Source organism: Alienimonas californiensis, from assembly GCF_007743815.1.
GTDB lineage: Bacteria > Planctomycetota > Planctomycetia > Planctomycetales > Planctomycetaceae > Alienimonas > Alienimonas californiensis.
This window is the reverse complement of record NZ_CP036265.1, coordinates 1,999,459-2,015,757: the sequence shown is the minus strand read 5'-3', so window position 1 is coordinate 2,015,757 and position 16,299 is coordinate 1,999,459. Positions and strand designations below refer to the sequence as shown.

The 16,299-nt window shown below is 72.5% G+C and carries 11 protein-coding genes; 4 read left to right on the top strand and 7 right to left on the bottom strand.

Annotated features, from left to right (window positions below; genetic code table 11):
* Positions 1-3: 3 nt before the first annotated feature.
* The 4 genes from CA12_RS07750 to CA12_RS07735 all read right to left on the bottom strand — a co-directional run bounded on the left by CA12_RS07750 (position 4) and on the right by CA12_RS07735 (position 5,227).
* Positions 4-774 (bottom strand): class I SAM-dependent methyltransferase, encoded by a 771-nt coding sequence (locus CA12_RS07750; RefSeq protein WP_145358339.1) that lies wholly within the window; start codon positions 772-774, stop codon positions 4-6.
* Between the two features lie 64 nt (positions 775-838).
* Positions 839-2,257, bottom strand: a complete 1,419-nt coding sequence (locus CA12_RS21985; protein WP_165700620.1) for a hypothetical protein — start codon at positions 2,255-2,257, stop codon at positions 839-841.
* Positions 2,258-2,472: 215 nt separating this feature from the next.
* On the bottom strand, positions 2,473-3,810 hold the full coding sequence (locus CA12_RS07740; RefSeq protein WP_145358337.1) for a glycosyltransferase: 1,338 nt from the start codon (positions 3,808-3,810) through the stop codon (positions 2,473-2,475).
* A complete protein-coding gene (locus CA12_RS07735; RefSeq protein WP_165700619.1) occupies positions 3,797-5,227 on the bottom strand; it encodes a glycosyltransferase in 1,431 nt (476 codons plus the stop codon). The genes CA12_RS07740 and CA12_RS07735 overlap by 14 nt, the downstream gene beginning before the upstream one ends.
* A gap of 374 nt (positions 5,228-5,601) precedes the next feature.
* Between CA12_RS07735 and CA12_RS07730 the strand changes: the two genes are divergently transcribed.
* Positions 5,602-6,858, top strand: coding sequence for a sulfate adenylyltransferase (locus tag CA12_RS07730; RefSeq protein WP_145358334.1), 1,257 nt, complete (start codon positions 5,602-5,604; stop codon positions 6,856-6,858).
* Positions 6,859-8,481: 1,623 nt separating this feature from the next.
* Here the strand turns inward: CA12_RS07730 and CA12_RS07725 are convergent.
* Entirely contained in the window at positions 8,482-9,573 is a 1,092-nt protein-coding gene (locus CA12_RS07725) for a hypothetical protein (protein ID WP_145358332.1), read from the bottom strand.
* 114 nt (positions 9,574-9,687) lie between these two features.
* On the opposite strand from CA12_RS07725, the gene CA12_RS07720 reads away from it, so the two are divergent.
* Positions 9,688-11,220 (top strand): hypothetical protein, encoded by a 1,533-nt coding sequence (locus tag CA12_RS07720; RefSeq protein WP_145358330.1) that lies wholly within the window; start codon positions 9,688-9,690, stop codon positions 11,218-11,220.
* Positions 11,221-11,320: 100 nt separating this feature from the next.
* On the opposite strand, the gene CA12_RS07715 is transcribed toward CA12_RS07720, so the two are convergent.
* Positions 11,321-12,736, bottom strand: coding sequence for a hypothetical protein (locus tag CA12_RS07715; RefSeq protein WP_145358328.1), 1,416 nt, complete (start codon positions 12,734-12,736; stop codon positions 11,321-11,323).
* 116 nt (positions 12,737-12,852) lie between these two features.
* On the opposite strand from CA12_RS07715, the gene CA12_RS07710 reads away from it, so the two are divergent.
* Positions 12,853-13,569 (top strand): Uma2 family endonuclease, encoded by a 717-nt coding sequence (locus CA12_RS07710; RefSeq protein WP_145358326.1) that lies wholly within the window; start codon positions 12,853-12,855, stop codon positions 13,567-13,569.
* A 36-nt stretch (positions 13,570-13,605) separates the two neighbouring features.
* Here the strand turns inward: CA12_RS07710 and CA12_RS07705 are convergent, their stop codons facing one another.
* Entirely contained in the window at positions 13,606-15,099 is a 1,494-nt protein-coding gene (locus tag CA12_RS07705) for a hypothetical protein (RefSeq protein WP_145358325.1), read from the bottom strand.
* Positions 15,100-15,283: 184 nt separating this feature from the next.
* Between CA12_RS07705 and CA12_RS07700 the strand changes: the two genes are divergently transcribed.
* Positions 15,284-16,249, top strand: a complete 966-nt coding sequence (locus CA12_RS07700) for a histone deacetylase family protein (RefSeq protein WP_145358323.1) — start codon at positions 15,284-15,286, stop codon at positions 16,247-16,249.
* Positions 16,250-16,299 lie beyond the last annotated feature (50 nt).

The window sequence follows — 16,299 nt, the reverse complement described above, 5'->3', positions numbered from 1 at the left end:
GGATTAAATCCGCTCGAGCACGATCAGGACGCCGTACGACGCCGGGCCGAAGTCGAACCGATAGTCCCAGGCCGCAATGCGTCCGAGGCCGCGACGGATCGGATGATGCGCCGCGTCGCGGCGATAGAACGGCCAGCTCAGGCAGTCCATCAACGGATGCAGGACCAGCCCCCCGCGGCGCACGACCGCCCGGCGCCAGCCGTCCCCGGCGAGCCGTTCCAATTCGGCGAGCGTGAAATGCTGGTGCCATTCCACCTCCTGCCCCGCCTGTTCGTAGGTCGCGTCGCGGCCCCCCCGTTTGAGGGCGAAGCGATAGAGCCGCGGAAAGCGGTGCCGCAGGTTGCCCGCGTCCAGCCAGGCGAACCAGCCGGCGTGGGGCACGCTGAAAATTAACCGCCCGCCGGGCCGGAGCACGCGGCGCATCTCCCGGAACGCCGTCGGCCGCAGGTGGGCGGGCAGGTGTTCCAACACCTCCATGCAGGTGACGTAGTCGAAAGACTCGTCGGCGAAGGGGAGCCGCTCGGCGCCGGCGTGACGCAGGTCCGCCGCGGGCAGGGCCGCCCGGGCCTTTTGCAGCGCCGCCTCGTTAATTTCCACGCCCGCCAACGACGCCGCGGGGTGTCGGGCGGCGCAGTCCCGCAGCCAGCCGCCCACGTTGCAGCCGACGTCCAACAGCGACGTCACGTCCTTGCCGACGTACGCCGCCGGGCTCATCGGGGACGCCGGACGCAGCGGGCGGGCGCGGGCGGCGGGCGATTGCAGGGTGCCGTTCATCACGGGTCGGATCGTCGACGTTCAAAATCCGCGTCGAAAGCGAGGACGGATTCCGCGGCGGAGGTCACCGGCGGACCGCCGCGGGCTTGGGGGCTGCGGGCTTGGGGGCTGCGGGCTTGGGGGCTGCGGGCTTGGGGGCTGCGGGCTTGGGGGCCGCGGGCTTGGGGGCCGCGGGCTTGGGGGCCGCGGGCTTGGCGGTGGCGTCCCGATAACTGTTCTCCGCGGCGCAGATCAGGCCGGCGAGGAACCAGAACTGAATGCCCAGCGTGGAGCAGAACGGCGTGTAGCTGGTGATCATCGTGCTCCACCCGGCGCAGACCGCGAGGACCAGCGTGGCCGCCTGTCGGATCGGCGCCGCCGGGTGCCGCCGGGCCGTGCGGTAGAGGTAGGCGAACAGCGCCCCTAGCGCCGTGAGGTTCAATAACAGGAGGGGGACGCCGCCGTCGAGGATCCAGCCGTTGAGGTTCGTCTCCGCCCAGATCGGCGGGGAACTGAAGTTGTACGGGTTGCCAAAGTACCGCCGCATCATCCCCCAGCGGCCCAGGCCGGCGCCGACGGGGTAGTCGAAGATCTGCTCGGTGAGGGCCTGCCGGACGAACCCGCCGCGGCTGGAGTTGGCGAAGACGGAGGCCGGGTCGTCGTCCAGCAGGGTGGCGAAGCGACCGGAGACGCTGGTTCCACCCAGCGTGAAGGCCACCGCCACGCCGGCCGCCGCGGCGACCCCGCCCAACGACGCCCCCCAGGCGACCTGCCGCACCCGCCCCCGCATCAGCATGACGCCGAAGTAAACGACGACCATCCCCGCGAGTACGGCCAGCGCGGTGCGGACCTGCGTGAGCAGAATCGCCGCCAGCCCGCAGAGGGCGAACAGCGCCCCCGTCGCCCGCACCCGCAGGGAGCGGCCGTCCATCAGCGCCGCCAGCCCGAAGATGCCCGCGACCATCCCGGCGCCGGAGACCGCCCCGGGAGAGTCGAACAGTCCCGGCGGGCGGATGATGCGGCGGCCGTCCGGCCCCTCGTAGCTGACCCCGTCCAGACCGAACTCGCTTTCGGTCACCACGCGGGAGAACTCCGCCGGCATGAACGTGTCCGGGGCGTAGACCTGCAACACCCCGACCGCGGAGTTCACCCCCACGCAGCCCAGGAACACCAGCAGGCTGCGGGACAGATCCTCCGGCCCGGTGCGGACGCGGGGCATCCAGAACAGGGGGGCGGCGACGGCGGCGTACAGCCCGATCTGGGCCATCGCCACCAGCAGACCGTTGGTCGTGGGGTGCAGAATCATCACCGACAGCAGGGCGAACGTCGCCGCCAGCCACGCCGCCGAGGGGTGCGCCCGCCGGCCGAGCACGCTCACCCCGTACCACGCCGCCGGCGCCGCCGCGATTCCGTAGGACAGCATCCGCAACGGCAATCGCAGCGACTGCGTGCCCGGCAGAATCAGGATCGCGGGGAACAGCGTGAGGGCGAGCGGCAGCCACACCCCGGGGTGCGTCCACCACGCCCGCGCCGCCGCGGACGCCGAACTGCCGGCGGAGGCGGCCGCCGCGACGGACTTGCGGCGGCGGGACGACCGCCCGCCCGGCGACCGTGGGGCCGACGCCCCCCCACCGGACGAGCGCCTGCCTGACGACCGCGAGGACGGCGACCGGCGGCGGGCGAGAGCCGCGGCGGGCGGCGGCGGGGCGAGGTGGGAACTCATGGCGCCGCGGGGGTCGGGCGCCGCGTCGCGGCCGGGCGCAGCGGAGCGACCGCCGGGCGACCGGCCGTCCGGCGGCAGAACGCCTCCAACTCCGCCAGCCGGGCCTGCGGATCGCACAGAGCCGCCGCCCGCGCCGGACCGGCGGCGGCCAGCCGGCGCCGGCGGGCCGGATCGACGATCAGGCTCCGCAGGGCCTCGGCGACCGCCGCCGGGTCGATCCCGGTCAGCCGCCCCGCGGGACCGTGCAGCGCCGGCAGCCCCGGTTCCGGCAGCCCCGGTTCCGGCAGCCCGGCCCGCAGGATCTCCCGGCCGCCGCCGATCGCCGTCGTCACCACCGGGCAGCCGGCGTACAGGGCTTCGACGAAGGTCAGGCCGAAGGCCTCCGGGCTCACGTTCGGCTGGCAATACAGATCCGCGGCCGCCATCAGGTCCGGCACGTCGTCCCGGTGCCCCAGCCACCGCAGCCGGTTCCCGACGTTCAGTCGTTCGGCCCGGGTTCGCAGCGCCGCGACCCGCGCCCGCTCCGCGGGCCGCTGGGCGTCGCCGGCGAAGGCGCAGATCCAGCGGCGTTCGTTCGCCAGCCGACCGAGGGCGTCCAGCAGCAGCTCATGCCCCTTACAGGCCTCGAACCGGGCCGCGGTGAGGATCAGGACGTCGTCCGGTTCGGCCCCCAGTTCGGCCCGCAGCGCGGCGCGACGTTCGGCGGCGGCGGGCGGGGGCGCCGGCGCGGGAGGTCGCACCACGGCGACGCGGTCCTCGGAGATCGTCAGCCCCTTCAGCAACGCCCGCGACGCCGGGCGGCCGCGGACGAACTCGCTGTTGAAGATCGCCCCGTCCGCCCCGGCCCGCACCGCCCCGCGGAACGTCCAGTGAGACGGGTTCGGATCGTCGTGCACCCACAGCAGGCGGGGAATCGCGGACCCGCGGCCTTCCCCTGAATCCGCCCGCAAACCGGTGCCCAGCAGGGCCAAGGACCAGAAGGAATGAAACAGGACGGCGTCGTAGGGCTCGCCCGCGGCCGCCGCGGACCGCAACGCCGCCGCCAATCGACGCCGGGCCCACAGGGCGGTCCACGGTTCGACCCGCCGCACGCGGCCGAGCTCCGTGACCCGGGCGCCGGCGGCCCGCAGCCGTTCGCTCAGCCGACCGCGAAAGCAGAGGGCGAAGTCCTGCCGCAGCCCGCCCCCCGCCCCGTCGCCGCCGTCCTGCTCCGACCCGCAGGCGTGCAGCGTTTCCAGCAGGCGCTCGACGCCGCCGTACAGATTCCCGCTGTAGACGTGGAGCAGTCGGAACGGCGCCCCCCCCGCGGCGGGCGGCGGGTCAGCGGGGGGCATGACGGCCCGCCCCCGCGGTCAGTTCCTCGTAGATCGCCTCGACGCGGCCCAGCATCAAGTCGCGATCGAACTCCGCGAAGGCCCGGCGGCGGGCGCCGTCGGCCAGTTCGTTGCGCATCGAGGGCGACTCCGCCAGCCGGTTCGCGGCCCGGGCCAGGGCGGCGGGGTCGCCGGGGGCGACCGTCAGCCCGCTGACGCCGTCCACGCTGACCGCCGGCACGCCGGAGCCGGGGATCGCGGTGTTGATCACCGGGCAGCCGCTGGCCATCGCCTCGATCTGGGCGATCCCGAACGACTCGCTGCGGTGGGTGCTGGGGAACCAGAGGGCGGTGGCGGCCTTGAGGGCGACCCGTACGGCGGCGTCGTCGGCGTTCGGCAGGAAGGCGATTCGGTCCGCCACGCCGCACTCCTCCGCGACCCGTTCGACCCGCTCCGCCAGCGGCCCGTCCCCCACGATCAGCAGCGTGCCGGGCACGTTCCGCAACGCCCGCACGGCGACCTCGTGCCCCTTGTAGTAGACCAGCCGCCCGACCATCGCCCACAGCGGGCCGGGGTGCCGGGCGCGCAGGGCCTCCGCGGCCTTCTCCGCGACCGGGTCGAGGCCGGCGAACCGGGCCAGATCGATGCCGAACGGCACCACCCGCACGCGGTCGGCGTGCTCCCGCAGCACCGGCGAGGCTTCGGCGTATTCGGCGCTGGAGACCAGAATCGCCCCCGCCCGGCGGAGCACCCGCCGCTCCAGGCGCCGCAGCAGCGCCGCCGCCCGCGACTGCCGGACGATGTCGCTGTGATAGGTGACGACCGTCGGCCCGGCGAACCGGCTGAGGGCCAGGGCGACCATCATCGTCGGGTTGGGGACGTGCAGATGCAGCAGGTCCGGCGAGCCGTCGGTCGGCTCGCGCAGCCCCGCCCCCAACGTCGCCCGCCGGCCCGCGGGCCCCACGAGCAACCCGTTCGCCCCCGCGGTCAGCCGCGGGCAGACGTCCAGCTTCATCAGGTTCGCGACCCGGCCGTGCAGGGTGACGGCGACGCCGTCGTCCTCGAACCGCCGGCTGCGGGTGCGGCCGAGCGTGACGGACCGCCCGCTGCCCGAGGTCGTCCCGCCGCAGTTCACCGCGTGCACCGCCACCCGGTGCCCCCGCTCCGTCAGGCCGGCGGCCAGTTCCCGCACGTGCGATTCGATCCCGCCGCGGGCCGGCGCGTAGTACTTGCCCAGGTGGGCCACGCCCAACCGGGAGACGTCCCGCCGCTGGGGGAAGCCGTCGAGCGGCAGGCCGTCGGCTAGCGGACGGCCGTCGGCGATCGTCGCGTCGGGGCGGACGCGGGCCTTGGAGGCCCGGATCTCCGGCCGGCCGGGAGCGTCCGCCCGACCGGGGGCGTCCGTCCCAACAAGAACCTCCGTCGACGGTGAAAACATACGGGGCAAGATACGGAGCGGCGGGACGGCTCGCATCGGGGGAGCCGCGGCTCCGCTCGACGGACCGGCGGGGGCGTCCTCGGACTGTACGGTCCCGATTCGGACCGTGCAGCGCCTCCGCGGGGGCGGCATCCTAGCCGTTCCCGGAGCGACCGGAACCGCACGACCCCCCGAGACGACGGATTCCGGAAGAATCCCCCACCCTGCCCGCTCCCCCAGGTCGCGTCCCGCCGGGCCGGACCGCGTCCCGCCCGGCCGCCTCCCGTCGGGGCTGCGGCCTCCCGCCGCCCCGTCGCCCTTGAAGCCCCGCCGCGGGCGCCCCACACTCCCGCGCCCTCATCGCACCAGACCCCCGCGCTCCGCCCGCCGATCCCATGGCCGACCTCATCCCCCCGCACGGCGGCCTCGCCGAACCCGTCGACCGCACCGTGCCCGCCGCCGAAGTCGAGGACTTCAAGAAGGCCGCGGCGAATCTCCCGCAGGTGCCGGTCAGCGCCGCGGACCTCTCCAGCGTCTACCGGATCGCCGACGGCACGCTCTCGCCCCTGACCGGGCCGATGACCAAGGCCGTCTACGACAAGGTCCTCTCCGACAGCGTGATCACCCACAACGGGTTCGATTACGCCTGGACCATTCCGATCGCCTTCCCGCTGACCGAGGAACTGTCCACCAAGGTCCTCGCCGGTCAGACCGTCGCCCTGACCGGCCCGGACGGCCAGATCGTCGCCACGGTGGACGTCGAGGACGTCTATCCCTGGGACAAGGCCGAATACGTGAAGGCCGTCTACGGCACCGAGCGCACCGACCACCCCGGCGGCCAGATGGTGATGGAGGGCGACGCCAACGCCACCCACCTGTTCGGCGGCACGCTGCGGGCCCTGCCCCAGCCGAAGAACCCCTCCTTCGGCCAGTACGTGCTCTCCCCGAAGGAAGTGCGGAAGGTCGTCGCCGAGAAGGGTTGGGACGCCGTCGTCGGCTTCCAGACCCGCAACCCGCTGCACCGGGCCCACGAGTACGCGCTCGTCTACGGCCTGGAAACGCTGCTCCGCGAGGGCAAGAACGCCGGCGCCGTGCTGAACCCGCTGGTCGGCGAGACCAAGAGCGACGACGTCTCCGCGGAGATCCGCATGCAGACCTACGAGCAGCTGATCGCCGACAAGGGCCTCGGCGAGGGCGACAGCGACGCGGAGCTGTGGGAGAAGGTCGGCGGCGAGGTCGCCGACCGCGTGATCCTGCTGGGCCTGGACATCAAGATGTTCTACGGCGGCCCGAAGGAAGCGGTGATGCACGGCATCTACCGCCAGAACATGGGCCTGACGCACATCGTCATCGGCCGCAAACACGCCGACGCCCCGTTCGCCGACGGCACGGCCATTTGGGGCGACTTCGACGCCCAGGAGATCTTCGAGAACCTGAACGGCGACCTGCAGATCCAGCCCATCAAGGTCGGCTTCGCCGCCTTCTACGACAGCATGGGCCGGGTCGACCTGATGGAGAACCACCCGGACGAAAAGCCGGTCTTCATCAGCGGCAAACAGGTCCGCGCCACCCTCCAGCAGGGCGAGCAGGTCGACGAGCGCATCATGCGTCCCGGCACCAGCAAGATCCTCGCCGAGGCGATGAAGGCGTAGTTCGCACGCCCAGTCATTGACCCCACGTCGTAACGCCGAGGCCCCCCGGGGGCCTCGGCGTTCTGCATTTCGTGGCGGCGTGGATCGCCGCGTCTGCTCGCCCCGCTGTGCGGCATGCCCTCACCGGCGGACGGAGCGGAGTGACGGCGGCCGGAGTCAGCATGGAGGGTGAGTCCCCAACCGCTCTCAAAGCGTCACATCGCCCACATGCTCACCCGCCGCGGTTCCGCTGTCGCTATGCTATGTGATAAGGGCATGGCACCCAGCGGTCGGCTCTGGAGCGTCCGTTCGTCTGCTGACCGCTCAGTTCGGCTTTGGGTGCCCGATAACCTACGGATCGACATCATCATTCCTACCGGCCAATGACCAACGCAGAGTCCCAAGAGGCAGGGAAATCATGGGCAGAAATGCGTCGGCGGGATCCCGCATGGCCGCATACAATCCAAAAGGCGGCACTTCACCGACAGATCGAGGAACTTCAGCGACGAATTAATCATCAGAAGAATACGCCGGCCAGGCTACGCAACTGCAAAGAGCTTCTGGCCGCAGTGACCAAGCTTCGGTCGATCGACCCGGATGCAAGTTATATGAGGCGGCAACCCAGGATGATCCGGCGGCTGGAGTCGCAAATCAAGACGGCACCCGTCACTATTAATGTCGACCTATTTTTTGTGAGATTTCATGCTGGCAGGTCCGACTTAGCCGTCCGATACCTGCACACAGCCATAGAGGCCGCTCGATCCAGCAATGTCTGCGACGCCGACTTCACGGACGCCGGCACCGAGTACGATGGCATCCCGTTTACTCTTGCCGCACTTAATGAGTTATCCCGAAAGTGCAACATTAAGACTGAAGGACGACTTGGTCAATCATGGCGGCCGGGTGGCATGCTCTCACCGGTTGACGGAGCAGAGCGAAGTCAGTCGGGGTGAGCACGGAGAGCGGTTCCCGCGTCTGCACCGGTGTCCGAGTAGCTCGCACGCTCACCCGCCTGCGTTTCGCTGGCGCGACGCTCCGGCGTGAGAGCATGGCCCCCGGCGACTCCATCACAGTTCGTCGCCGGAAGTCGTTTATTGGGAAGGGCTTCCGGAAAAATAGGTCCCCGTCCGCCATAGGGTGAGGAGGCTGACGTGCTCCGTCCGCATCGGATGCGGGCGGGCGTCGGCTTCTCGCGGGGCGGGACGACGCGGCCGACGTTGGTGACGGACGCCGTGCAATCCCGCCCCCGCGTCGGTCGGCACGCGCAGCCGATCGACGCGATTCGCCCCCCGCCCGCAGGCACGGACGCCGACCCCGTCACGCGGCCGACCCGGGAGCGTCGGCGAGCCGACCGGCTCGCACGGCCCCGGGCGCCGCGGACGGCACGGCCCCGAAGCCCGGTCCCCGTTCTTCATGACCTGTTCTTGATGAACCGTCGGCCGTGAGCCCGTATTCCACCTCACTCCTCCCAGCCCCGGCACACACCGGCCGGGCCCGGCTTCCGACCGGGCGGGGCGGCGGAAGTCCAGCGTGATGCAGAACCCAAGGCGACCGGTCCTCCCACGAAAAGGGGACCCGGCGGCCCGACCGCGACGCGAAGGCGTCCCGGCCGGGTTCGCCGCTGCGCGGGCGGCGAAACGCCCCTCATCCGGCCGGCAGCGACACCGTCGGGCGGGCGGTGACGATCTCGTCCAACAGCGGCGCGTACGCCTCGCGGGCCACTTCCCGCACGGCCGCCGCGGCGGGGTCGCGGCCGGCGGCGTCCAGTTTGCGGTCGTAGAGTTTGAACCAGTTCCGCAGCAGTTTGTCCGTCGTCAGGGCCTCGGAGGCGGTCTTCAGACGGTCCACCTCCGCGGGGACCAGGGCGTGGGCGTAAGCGAGGCGGGCGAGTTCGTCCTGGGCCAGCGGACGCAGGGCGTCGGCGTCGTCCGGGGCGAAGTTGTCGGCGACGATCTCCCCCCCGCGTTCCCCCCAGCCGGCCCCGATGAGACCGCCGGTCACCCCGCCGATCAACCCGCCGACCGGCGGGCCGACGAACGGGATCCAAAAGAGCGCCGCCGCCCCCACCGCCGCCCCCGCCGCGGCGCCCGCGGCGCCGCCGGCCATCCCGGAGCCGGTCTCGAACAGGTCCTTCGTCGCCTGCCGCCAGGAGGTTTCGCCGGTGACGAGGGCCCGATAGACGCTCGGCCCGGCGGCGAACATCAGCACGGCGGGGTTCTTGCCGAACGCCGCCCGGGCCAGCCGCTTCGTCGTGCGGCCCTTCGCCTCGCCCCAGACCCAGCCGATCGCCCCGCCCACCGCGGAGGCCCCCTTCTCCGCGTACGACGCCGCCGTGCCCAGCGGGCCGTCCCCCCAACTGTCGTCGTCCTGCGCCTCCGTGTAGGCCGCCGCCCAGACGGTCTGGGCCCGGCGGATCGTCTCCGTCACGCCGCCCGGCGTCCGGCAGATCACCCGCTTGGTCGCGTAATTAAAGGTGAGCCCCTCGATCTTCCCGCCTTGGGCGAGGTTCGCGGCCTGGTCGTAGGCGTAGGCGCCCTGGACGACGCGGGCTTCGGCGTCCTCGGGGGAGGCGTCGGTCCGTTCCGCGAGTAGTCGCACGCAGTCCTCCCGCTGCCCGGCGGGGGCTTCGAGGGGAGCGTCGGCGGACGGGGCGTTCTCCTCCAAGGCCGCGTCGACCGTGGAGGCGGCGTCGGAGCCGTAGAACGAGGGCGTAGGGCGAGAGGCGGGCGGCGTCATCCCGGCAGAATACCGCGTCGCCGAACCGGGGCCGACGGGGGGACGCCCCCGCCCGCGCGTCCGGCCGAGTAGGATGGCCGGGCAGCGCGCTCATGCCCCCCTCGGAGTGGACCGATGGCTCTTCACGCCCCCTCACGCCGCAACTTCCTCACCTCGACCGCGGGCGCCGCCTCGCTGCTGGGGTGGGGCGATCTGGCGTTTCTCAGCCGCCTGCGGCCGGTCTTCGCGGAGGAGGCCCGCGTCGATCCCAGCACGGTGCAGTTCGATTCCGGCATCGAACCGACCGTGCGGCTCATCGAGGAGACCCCGCGGGAGCGGTTGCTGGAGGAGGTCGCCGCCCGCATCGCGAAGGGGCTGAGCTACCGCGAACTGCTGGCGGCCCTGCAACTGGCGGGCGTGCGGAACGTGCAGCCCCGGCCCTCGGTGGGGCACAAGTTTCATGCGGTGTTGGTGGTGAACTCCGCCCACTTGGCGAGCCTCGCTTCCCCGCCGCAGCACCGCTGGTTGCCGATCTTCTGGGCGCTGGATTACTTCAAAAGCGCCGCCGCCCGCGACGTGCGGGAGGGGAACTGGACGATGCAGCCGGTGGACGAAGCCGCCGTGCCGGGCTCCACCGCGGCGGGCTCGGCGTTCGCCGCGGCGATGGACGGCTGGGACGAATCGGCCGCGGACGTCGCCGCCGCCGGCCTAGCCCGCACCGCCGGGGAGAACGAGGTCTATGAACGGTTCTTCCGCTACGGCGCCCGGGATTTTCGCTCGATCGGGCACAAGGCGATCTTCGTGGCGAACAGCCGGCGGACGCTGCAGTGCATCGGCTGGCGGCACGCCGAACCGGTCGTGCGTTCGCTGGCCTACGCCCTGCTGATGCACGAGGGCGACAACCCCGCCGGCCGTGACGACGCCGCCGACCGCCCCTTCCGCACCAACCAGGAGCGGCTGGCCCAAATCCGCCCCGACTGGCGGGACGGCCGCCTCGACGACGGCGCCACGGAGGAACTGCTGGCGGCCCTGCGCACCGACGCCAACGAGGCCGTCTGCGACCTGACGGTCGAGATCCTCAACCGCGGCGTGTCTCCGCAATCCGTCTGGGACGGCTTGCTGGTAGGGGCCGGCGAGTTACTCATGCGGCAACCGGGGATTGTCGCCCTGCACGCCCTGACGACGACCAACGCACTGCGGTACGCCTACGACGCCAGCGGCGACGACGAGACCCGCCGTCTGGTCCTGCTTCAGAACGCCGCGTTCCTGCCGATGTTCCGCGACGCCATGCACGGCCGCGGCGACGTCGGGGATTTGAACGTCCAAAACCTCCAGCCCGCCCCCGTCGACGGCACGCCCCAGGAGGCGATTCAAAAGATCTTCGCCCAGATCGACGCCGACCCCCTCGCCGCCGCGGGGGCGACGCTGGGCTATCTGCAGGCCGGAAACTCGGCGGAATCGCTGATCGACGCCGCCCGGGTGCTCGTCTATCTGAAGGGGAACGACGCCCACGATTATAAGTTCAGCTCCGCGGTGCTGGAGGACTATTACAAAGTCTCCCCGGCGTGGCGGGACCGCTTTCTAGCCGCGAACGTCTTTAAGTTGCAGGGCTCCGCCCGCCCCGACAACGCCCTCGTCCAACGCACCCGCGAGGCGTTCAAGGTCTGAGCCGGATCGAAAATGTGAGCCCGAAGCGCAAGCGAGGGTCGGAGCCGCCCGCCCTCGCTGACGCTTCGGGTTGGCATTCTGCGGGCGACGGAACCGCCGCCTACCCCGCCCCAAACCGCACCGCAGACCGACCCGCCGGCAGGTCGAAGCAGACGACGACGCCCTCCGGCGTGCGGCGCCAGGTGTTCTGATCGACCGCGGCCGCGGCGGCGACCTCTTTCAATTCCTGAACCGCGGGCGGCCCGTCGCCGAGGCGCTCCAACCGCGGGGGGAGACGGTCGGCGGGGCCGTCAATTTGCAGCGTGAACCGCGGACAGGCGAAGGGGGCGTCCAGCAGGACGTCGCCGCCGGCGGGGCGGGCGATCGCCGTGAATTGCTTCGCCGCGGCGTGGCGGGCGATCTCGCTGAGTTTCATCCAGAGGACGCGCTCGCCAAACCTCGCGTGCAGGGCGGTCACGATGCGGCGGAAGGCGGCGAAGCCGGTCTCGGCGCCGTGATTATAAAGCCCCGGCCAGTGGCAAAGCATCACCGCGGGATCGCCCCGTTCAATCAGTTCCACCATCCGGCCGCCGGTGGCGTCGGCGTTGCAATACAATTCGTCCTGCAACGGGTCGTCGCCGGTCCACCCGCCGAACCAGTCGCCCGTGGCGGCGGGGACGGTCACGACGCACTCCGGCGTTCCGTCCTTCAAATTGCGAACGTCCCGCACCTCCGCGGCGACCGGGTCGTCGCCCAGCCGGACGTATTTAAAGAAGTGCCGCACCAGCCCGCCCGGTTCGCTCTCCCCGCCGTATACGTCCCCCACGGCCTGCCGCACGGCGGGGGCGAGGCGGTCCTCCACGCCGTTGCCGAACCCGCCCGGCGTGGTCACGCCCGTGCAGGGCAGCCCGCAGTTCTTCAGCACCCGCAGCGAGGCGGCGAGATAGGCCGCGAGTTCGTCCGTCGAAACCTCGGCCCCGCGGCCGGGGTACCAGTTTTCCATATCCGCCGGGCCGGTCAGAGGTTTGGGTCGGCCGGTCTTTAAATCGATCACCCGGGTGTGGGTGAGCATCTCCGGATGAACGTCCCAGTTCGGCGACATCAAGTCCCGCACCAGCGCCAGGCTGTCGGCGAGGGCCTGTGCCGACCACCCCGGCAGCGTGCGGTCCAGCCAGCCGACGCAGGCGGGGTTGGGCACCACGCTGTATTTCCCGCGGACGCCCTGCTCGGCGCACCACTCGCCGAAGGAGCGGACGAAGGCGTCGGGGATCTCCGCCGGCCAGGTTTGCCAGGGCTTCTGATACTCCGCCCGGTTCGGCCAGGCCTCGGCGAACTGCGGGGTGGCGAAGCGGCCGAGGTTCACCAGACAGGTCGAATCGTCGATGACGAACGACAGCGGCACGCGGCCGCGAGGCGACAGCACGGTCACGCCCGCCGCGTCGGCCGGCGGCTGGTCCGCGGCCCGCAGGACCGAACGTCCCGCCACCGCGGCGGCGGCGGCGGTTTGCAGGAACTGGCGACGGGTGGAGCCGGGCATGGACGTCGGCCTTCGGGCGGTGCGAACGTCCGACGTTAGAACGCCGTCGCCCGCCCCGCCACAGTCGCCGCGCCACAGTCGCCGCGCCACGGTCGCCGCGGCGGTACACTGGCGGCATGTCCCCCGCGACCGCCGCCCCGCCGCCGACCGAATCGCAGCCCGTCGAGCCGCCGCCGCGCCGCCGGACCGGGGGAGCGGCGTCCGACGGCCCGGGGCTGACCGTGGCGGATCTCGCGGAGCGGTTCGGCCCGCTGCCGGCCGCCCGGGTGCTGAGCGACCCCCGCCCCGGCGCCGCCACCCGGGAGGACTGGGAGCGGGCCAACCGCCGCGGCGACGGCCTCTACGAACTGATCGACGGCACCCTGATCCGAAAAGCCGTGAGCGACCTCTCATCTTGGCTCGGAGGAAAGTTCTTCCGCCTCCTCGGCAACTTTGCGGAGGACGGGGGCCTCGGCTACGTCCATCCGGCCGACGGGTTCTTCGACCTGTCGGACGGGCTGCGGGCGCCGGACGCCTCGTTCACCCGGCTGAAAGATCGGCCGGAGGGCTTGCGGGAACGGGGCTACAGCGACGTGCCGCCGGCGCTGGTCGTGGAAGTCCTCTCCCCCGGCAATACGCGGCGGGAGATGGAGTTGAAGCGGCGGGTGTACTTCGCCGCGGGCGTGGAGGTCGTCTGGGAGGCGGACCCGCGGACGCGGACCGTCGTCGTCTGGACGGCGCCGGACGAGTCGCGGGAACTCTCCGCCGAAGCCGGCGAGACGCTCTCCGGCGGCGGCGTGCTGCCGGGCTTCGCCGTCCCGCTGGCGGAGCTGTTCGCCCGGCCGGGCGGCTGAGCGGACAGGCGATCGGCCGGCGAACCGCCGCGGCGGTCAGCTGCCGGCGTTGGCGGCCGGGGGGGCGGCGGCTTCGACGCCGGCGTTGGCCAACAGGTCGGCGGGGATGGGCGTCCAGCGGTTCACCGGGGCCCCGAGGTTCTGCCCGGCGACGTGCTTCACCAACGGGTGCAGGCGGCTGTAGGCCGGCAGCAGTTCCGACGGGACCGTCTCCCCGGAGAGGATCGCGCCGCCGCCCAGCCGCGGCACCTCGCTGGGGGCAATGGGTTTGAAGGCGAACTCCAGCGTGCGGAAGTTCTCCACATGCTCCGCGGAGGGGCGGGTGTTGTAGCTCTTCGCCATCGCCCGGCCGAGGTTCTCCAGCGCCGTCGGCAACGCCCCCTTCACGTCGCTGGGGGCGCCCGGCAGGCGGACCAGCGCCGCGGCGGCCCGCGTGCGGGCCTCGAACGGCCGGGACTCGTCCTGCACCGCGACCAACAGCTTCCGGGACAGCTCCGGCTCCCGCAGGTTCAACCGGGCCACCGCGGTCGCCAGCCCGCCCTGCATCCAGCCGGGGTACTCCGGATGCGCGACGAGGTCGCTGGCGAATAAATTGGCCGCTTCGAACTGCAAAGCGCCCGGCACGTTCCGGCCGTTTTCCGCGACGAAGGCGATCGCGGCGGCGGCCTGGTACTTCACGGCCAGTTCCGGCTCCGAGTCGCCGGTCGCCTTATAGATCTCCAGCAGCGGGCCGAGGGCGGGCCCGAAGCGCTTGAAGGGGTTCGAGGGGGTGCCGTCGCCCGCCACCTCCAGCCGGCTGAGCGCCTTGATCGCCTGCGTGCGCAGGACCAGGTGGTTGTCCTTCAGCTTGACCAGCTCCGCGGCGAGGATCGGGAAGACCGCCAGCCGGGCCTCCTCGACCCCGCGGCCGCCCCGCCGCGGGCCGACGCCGCGGTTCGCCTCGCGGATCAGCTCCGCCACCGCCGCGGCCAGGGCGCGGCGGTCCTCGACCATCGGACCGGGCGGCTCGGGGACGGCGGGCTCGGCGGGGACGGCGGGTTGGGCGCCCGCCTTCGGTTCCTCCACCGGCTTCGGCGGCGCCGGGCCGGTCAGTTGGGCGACCCGCCACTTGGCCCAGTTCTCGATCACGGCCCGGTTGTCCGCATTGGTCGGACCGACCTCCAGCACGTCCCGGTAGCGGGCCCGGTTGACCGCGGCCTCCAGGTCCTTCAGTTCCTGCTCCGTCACCAACGGGGTGACGGTCTTCATGCTCTCCGGCTTGGTCGGCGGCGGCTGGATGCCGCGGGGCAGCGGCGGGCCGGTCTTCGGGCCGGCGTTCGGATCCGGCTGGGCGGCGTCGGGCTGGGCGGCCTCCTCGGCGAGTTCCGCGGCCGGGCTGTCCGGGGCGGCCTGCCGGGCGAATGCGGCGGGTGCGACGACCAGCGCCGCCGCGAGGGCCAGCGCGAACCGACCGCTCCCCTCGGGCAGCGCCCGTTGGACGGACGACAGCGACCGGGCGAACGGCAGCGAACGGGACGACGGGCGACGCATGGAACTCTCGGAACGAGCGGCGGAGCGCCGCAGAACGCGACGACGGGTTAGTCTTCCGGGCGAATCGACGGCGGTCAACGTCCCTCCGTCCCCGGGCCGCAACGCCGACGACGGCAGCGCCGCCTCGCCGGTCTCTCCCGTCGCGCCGCTTCGATCGGCCCCCGCCCCGCCCGCGCCGAACCGGATGAACCTGCTTTTCCACACCCCCGGGCACGCGGAGCACGATCCGACCGCCCTCAGTCCCGGGCACCCCGAACGCCCCGCCCGGCTGGACGCGCTGGCCCCGGTTCTCGAGCAGGCCGCGGCGCAGGGCTGGACCCGCCGCGAGCACGCCCCCGCGACCGACGCCGCCCTCGTCCGGCTGCACCCGGCGGCCCATCTGGAGTGGTTGAGCGCCTTGGCGAACGGCGGCGGGGGCCGGGCGGAGGCGGACACCGCCCTCACCCCGGGGTCGATGAACGCAGCCCGCAGCGCCGCCGGGGCCGGGCTGTCGGCGGTGGACGCGGCCGTCGCCGGGGAGGGCGTGCGGGCCTTCTGCGCGGTGCGTCCGCCGGGGCATCACGCCCGGCCGTTCGTGGACCGCGGGGCGATGGGGTTCTGCCTGCTGGCGAACGCCGCGCTCGCCGCGGCCCACGCCCGGGCCGCCCACGGGCTGGACCGCGTGCTGGTGATCGACTGGGACGTGCACCACGGCAACGGCACGCAGGACGCCTTCTATGCAGACCCGAACGTCCATTTCCTCAGCCTGCACCGCTTCCCGTTCTACCCCGGCAGCGGGGCGCAGGACGAAACCGGGGCCGGGGCCGGGTTGGGGACGACCCGCAACCTGCCGATCGCCTTCGGCACGCCGGCGGACACGATCGTCGGGCGGTTCCGCACGGCGCTGGGCGACGTGGCGGACGCCTGTCGGCCGGAGCTGGTGATCCTGTCGGCCGGGTTCGACGCCCGCCGCGGCGATCCGGTGGGCGATCTGGGGCTCGAACTGGAGCACTTCGCCGCCCTGACCGCCGCCGTCGTGGAGGTCGCCGAAACCCACGCCGGCGGCCGCGTCGTCAGCCTGTTGGAAGGCGGCTACGACCCCGCCCAACTGGCGGAAGGCGTGACGACCCATCTGACGGCGCTGGCGGCCGGAGACGCGTCGTCCGACTGACGGCGCTGCGCAGGCGAGACGCCCCGCGGGGCGCCGCGGGCGTCTGATCG

Bases quoted from the DNA above. Each gene is read 5' to 3' on its own strand.
- CA12_RS07710 (WP_145358326.1), top strand. From the start codon at position 12,853: ATGTCCCCCGCGACCGCCGCCCCGCCGCCGACCGAATCGCAGCCCGTC.
- CA12_RS07725 (WP_145358332.1), bottom strand. From the start codon at position 9,573: ATGACGCCGCCCGCCTCTCGCCCTACGCCCTCGTTCTACGGCTCCGAC.
- CA12_RS07740 (WP_145358337.1), bottom strand. From the start codon at position 3,810: ATGCCCCCCGCTGACCCGCCGCCCGCCGCGGGGGGGGCGCCGTTCCGA.
- CA12_RS07715 (WP_145358328.1), bottom strand. From the start codon at position 12,736: ATGCCCGGCTCCACCCGTCGCCAGTTCCTGCAAACCGCCGCCGCCGCC.
- CA12_RS07730 (WP_145358334.1), top strand. From the start codon at position 5,602: ATGGCCGACCTCATCCCCCCGCACGGCGGCCTCGCCGAACCCGTCGAC.
- CA12_RS07700 (WP_145358323.1), top strand. From the start codon at position 15,284: ATGAACCTGCTTTTCCACACCCCCGGGCACGCGGAGCACGATCCGACC.
- CA12_RS07750 (WP_145358339.1), bottom strand. From the start codon at position 774: ATGAACGGCACCCTGCAATCGCCCGCCGCCCGCGCCCGCCCGCTGCGT.
- CA12_RS07735 (WP_165700619.1), bottom strand. From the start codon at position 5,227: ATGTTTTCACCGTCGACGGAGGTTCTTGTTGGGACGGACGCCCCCGGT.
- CA12_RS07705 (WP_145358325.1), bottom strand. From the start codon at position 15,099: ATGCGTCGCCCGTCGTCCCGTTCGCTGCCGTTCGCCCGGTCGCTGTCG.
- CA12_RS07720 (WP_145358330.1), top strand. From the start codon at position 9,688: ATGGCTCTTCACGCCCCCTCACGCCGCAACTTCCTCACCTCGACCGCG.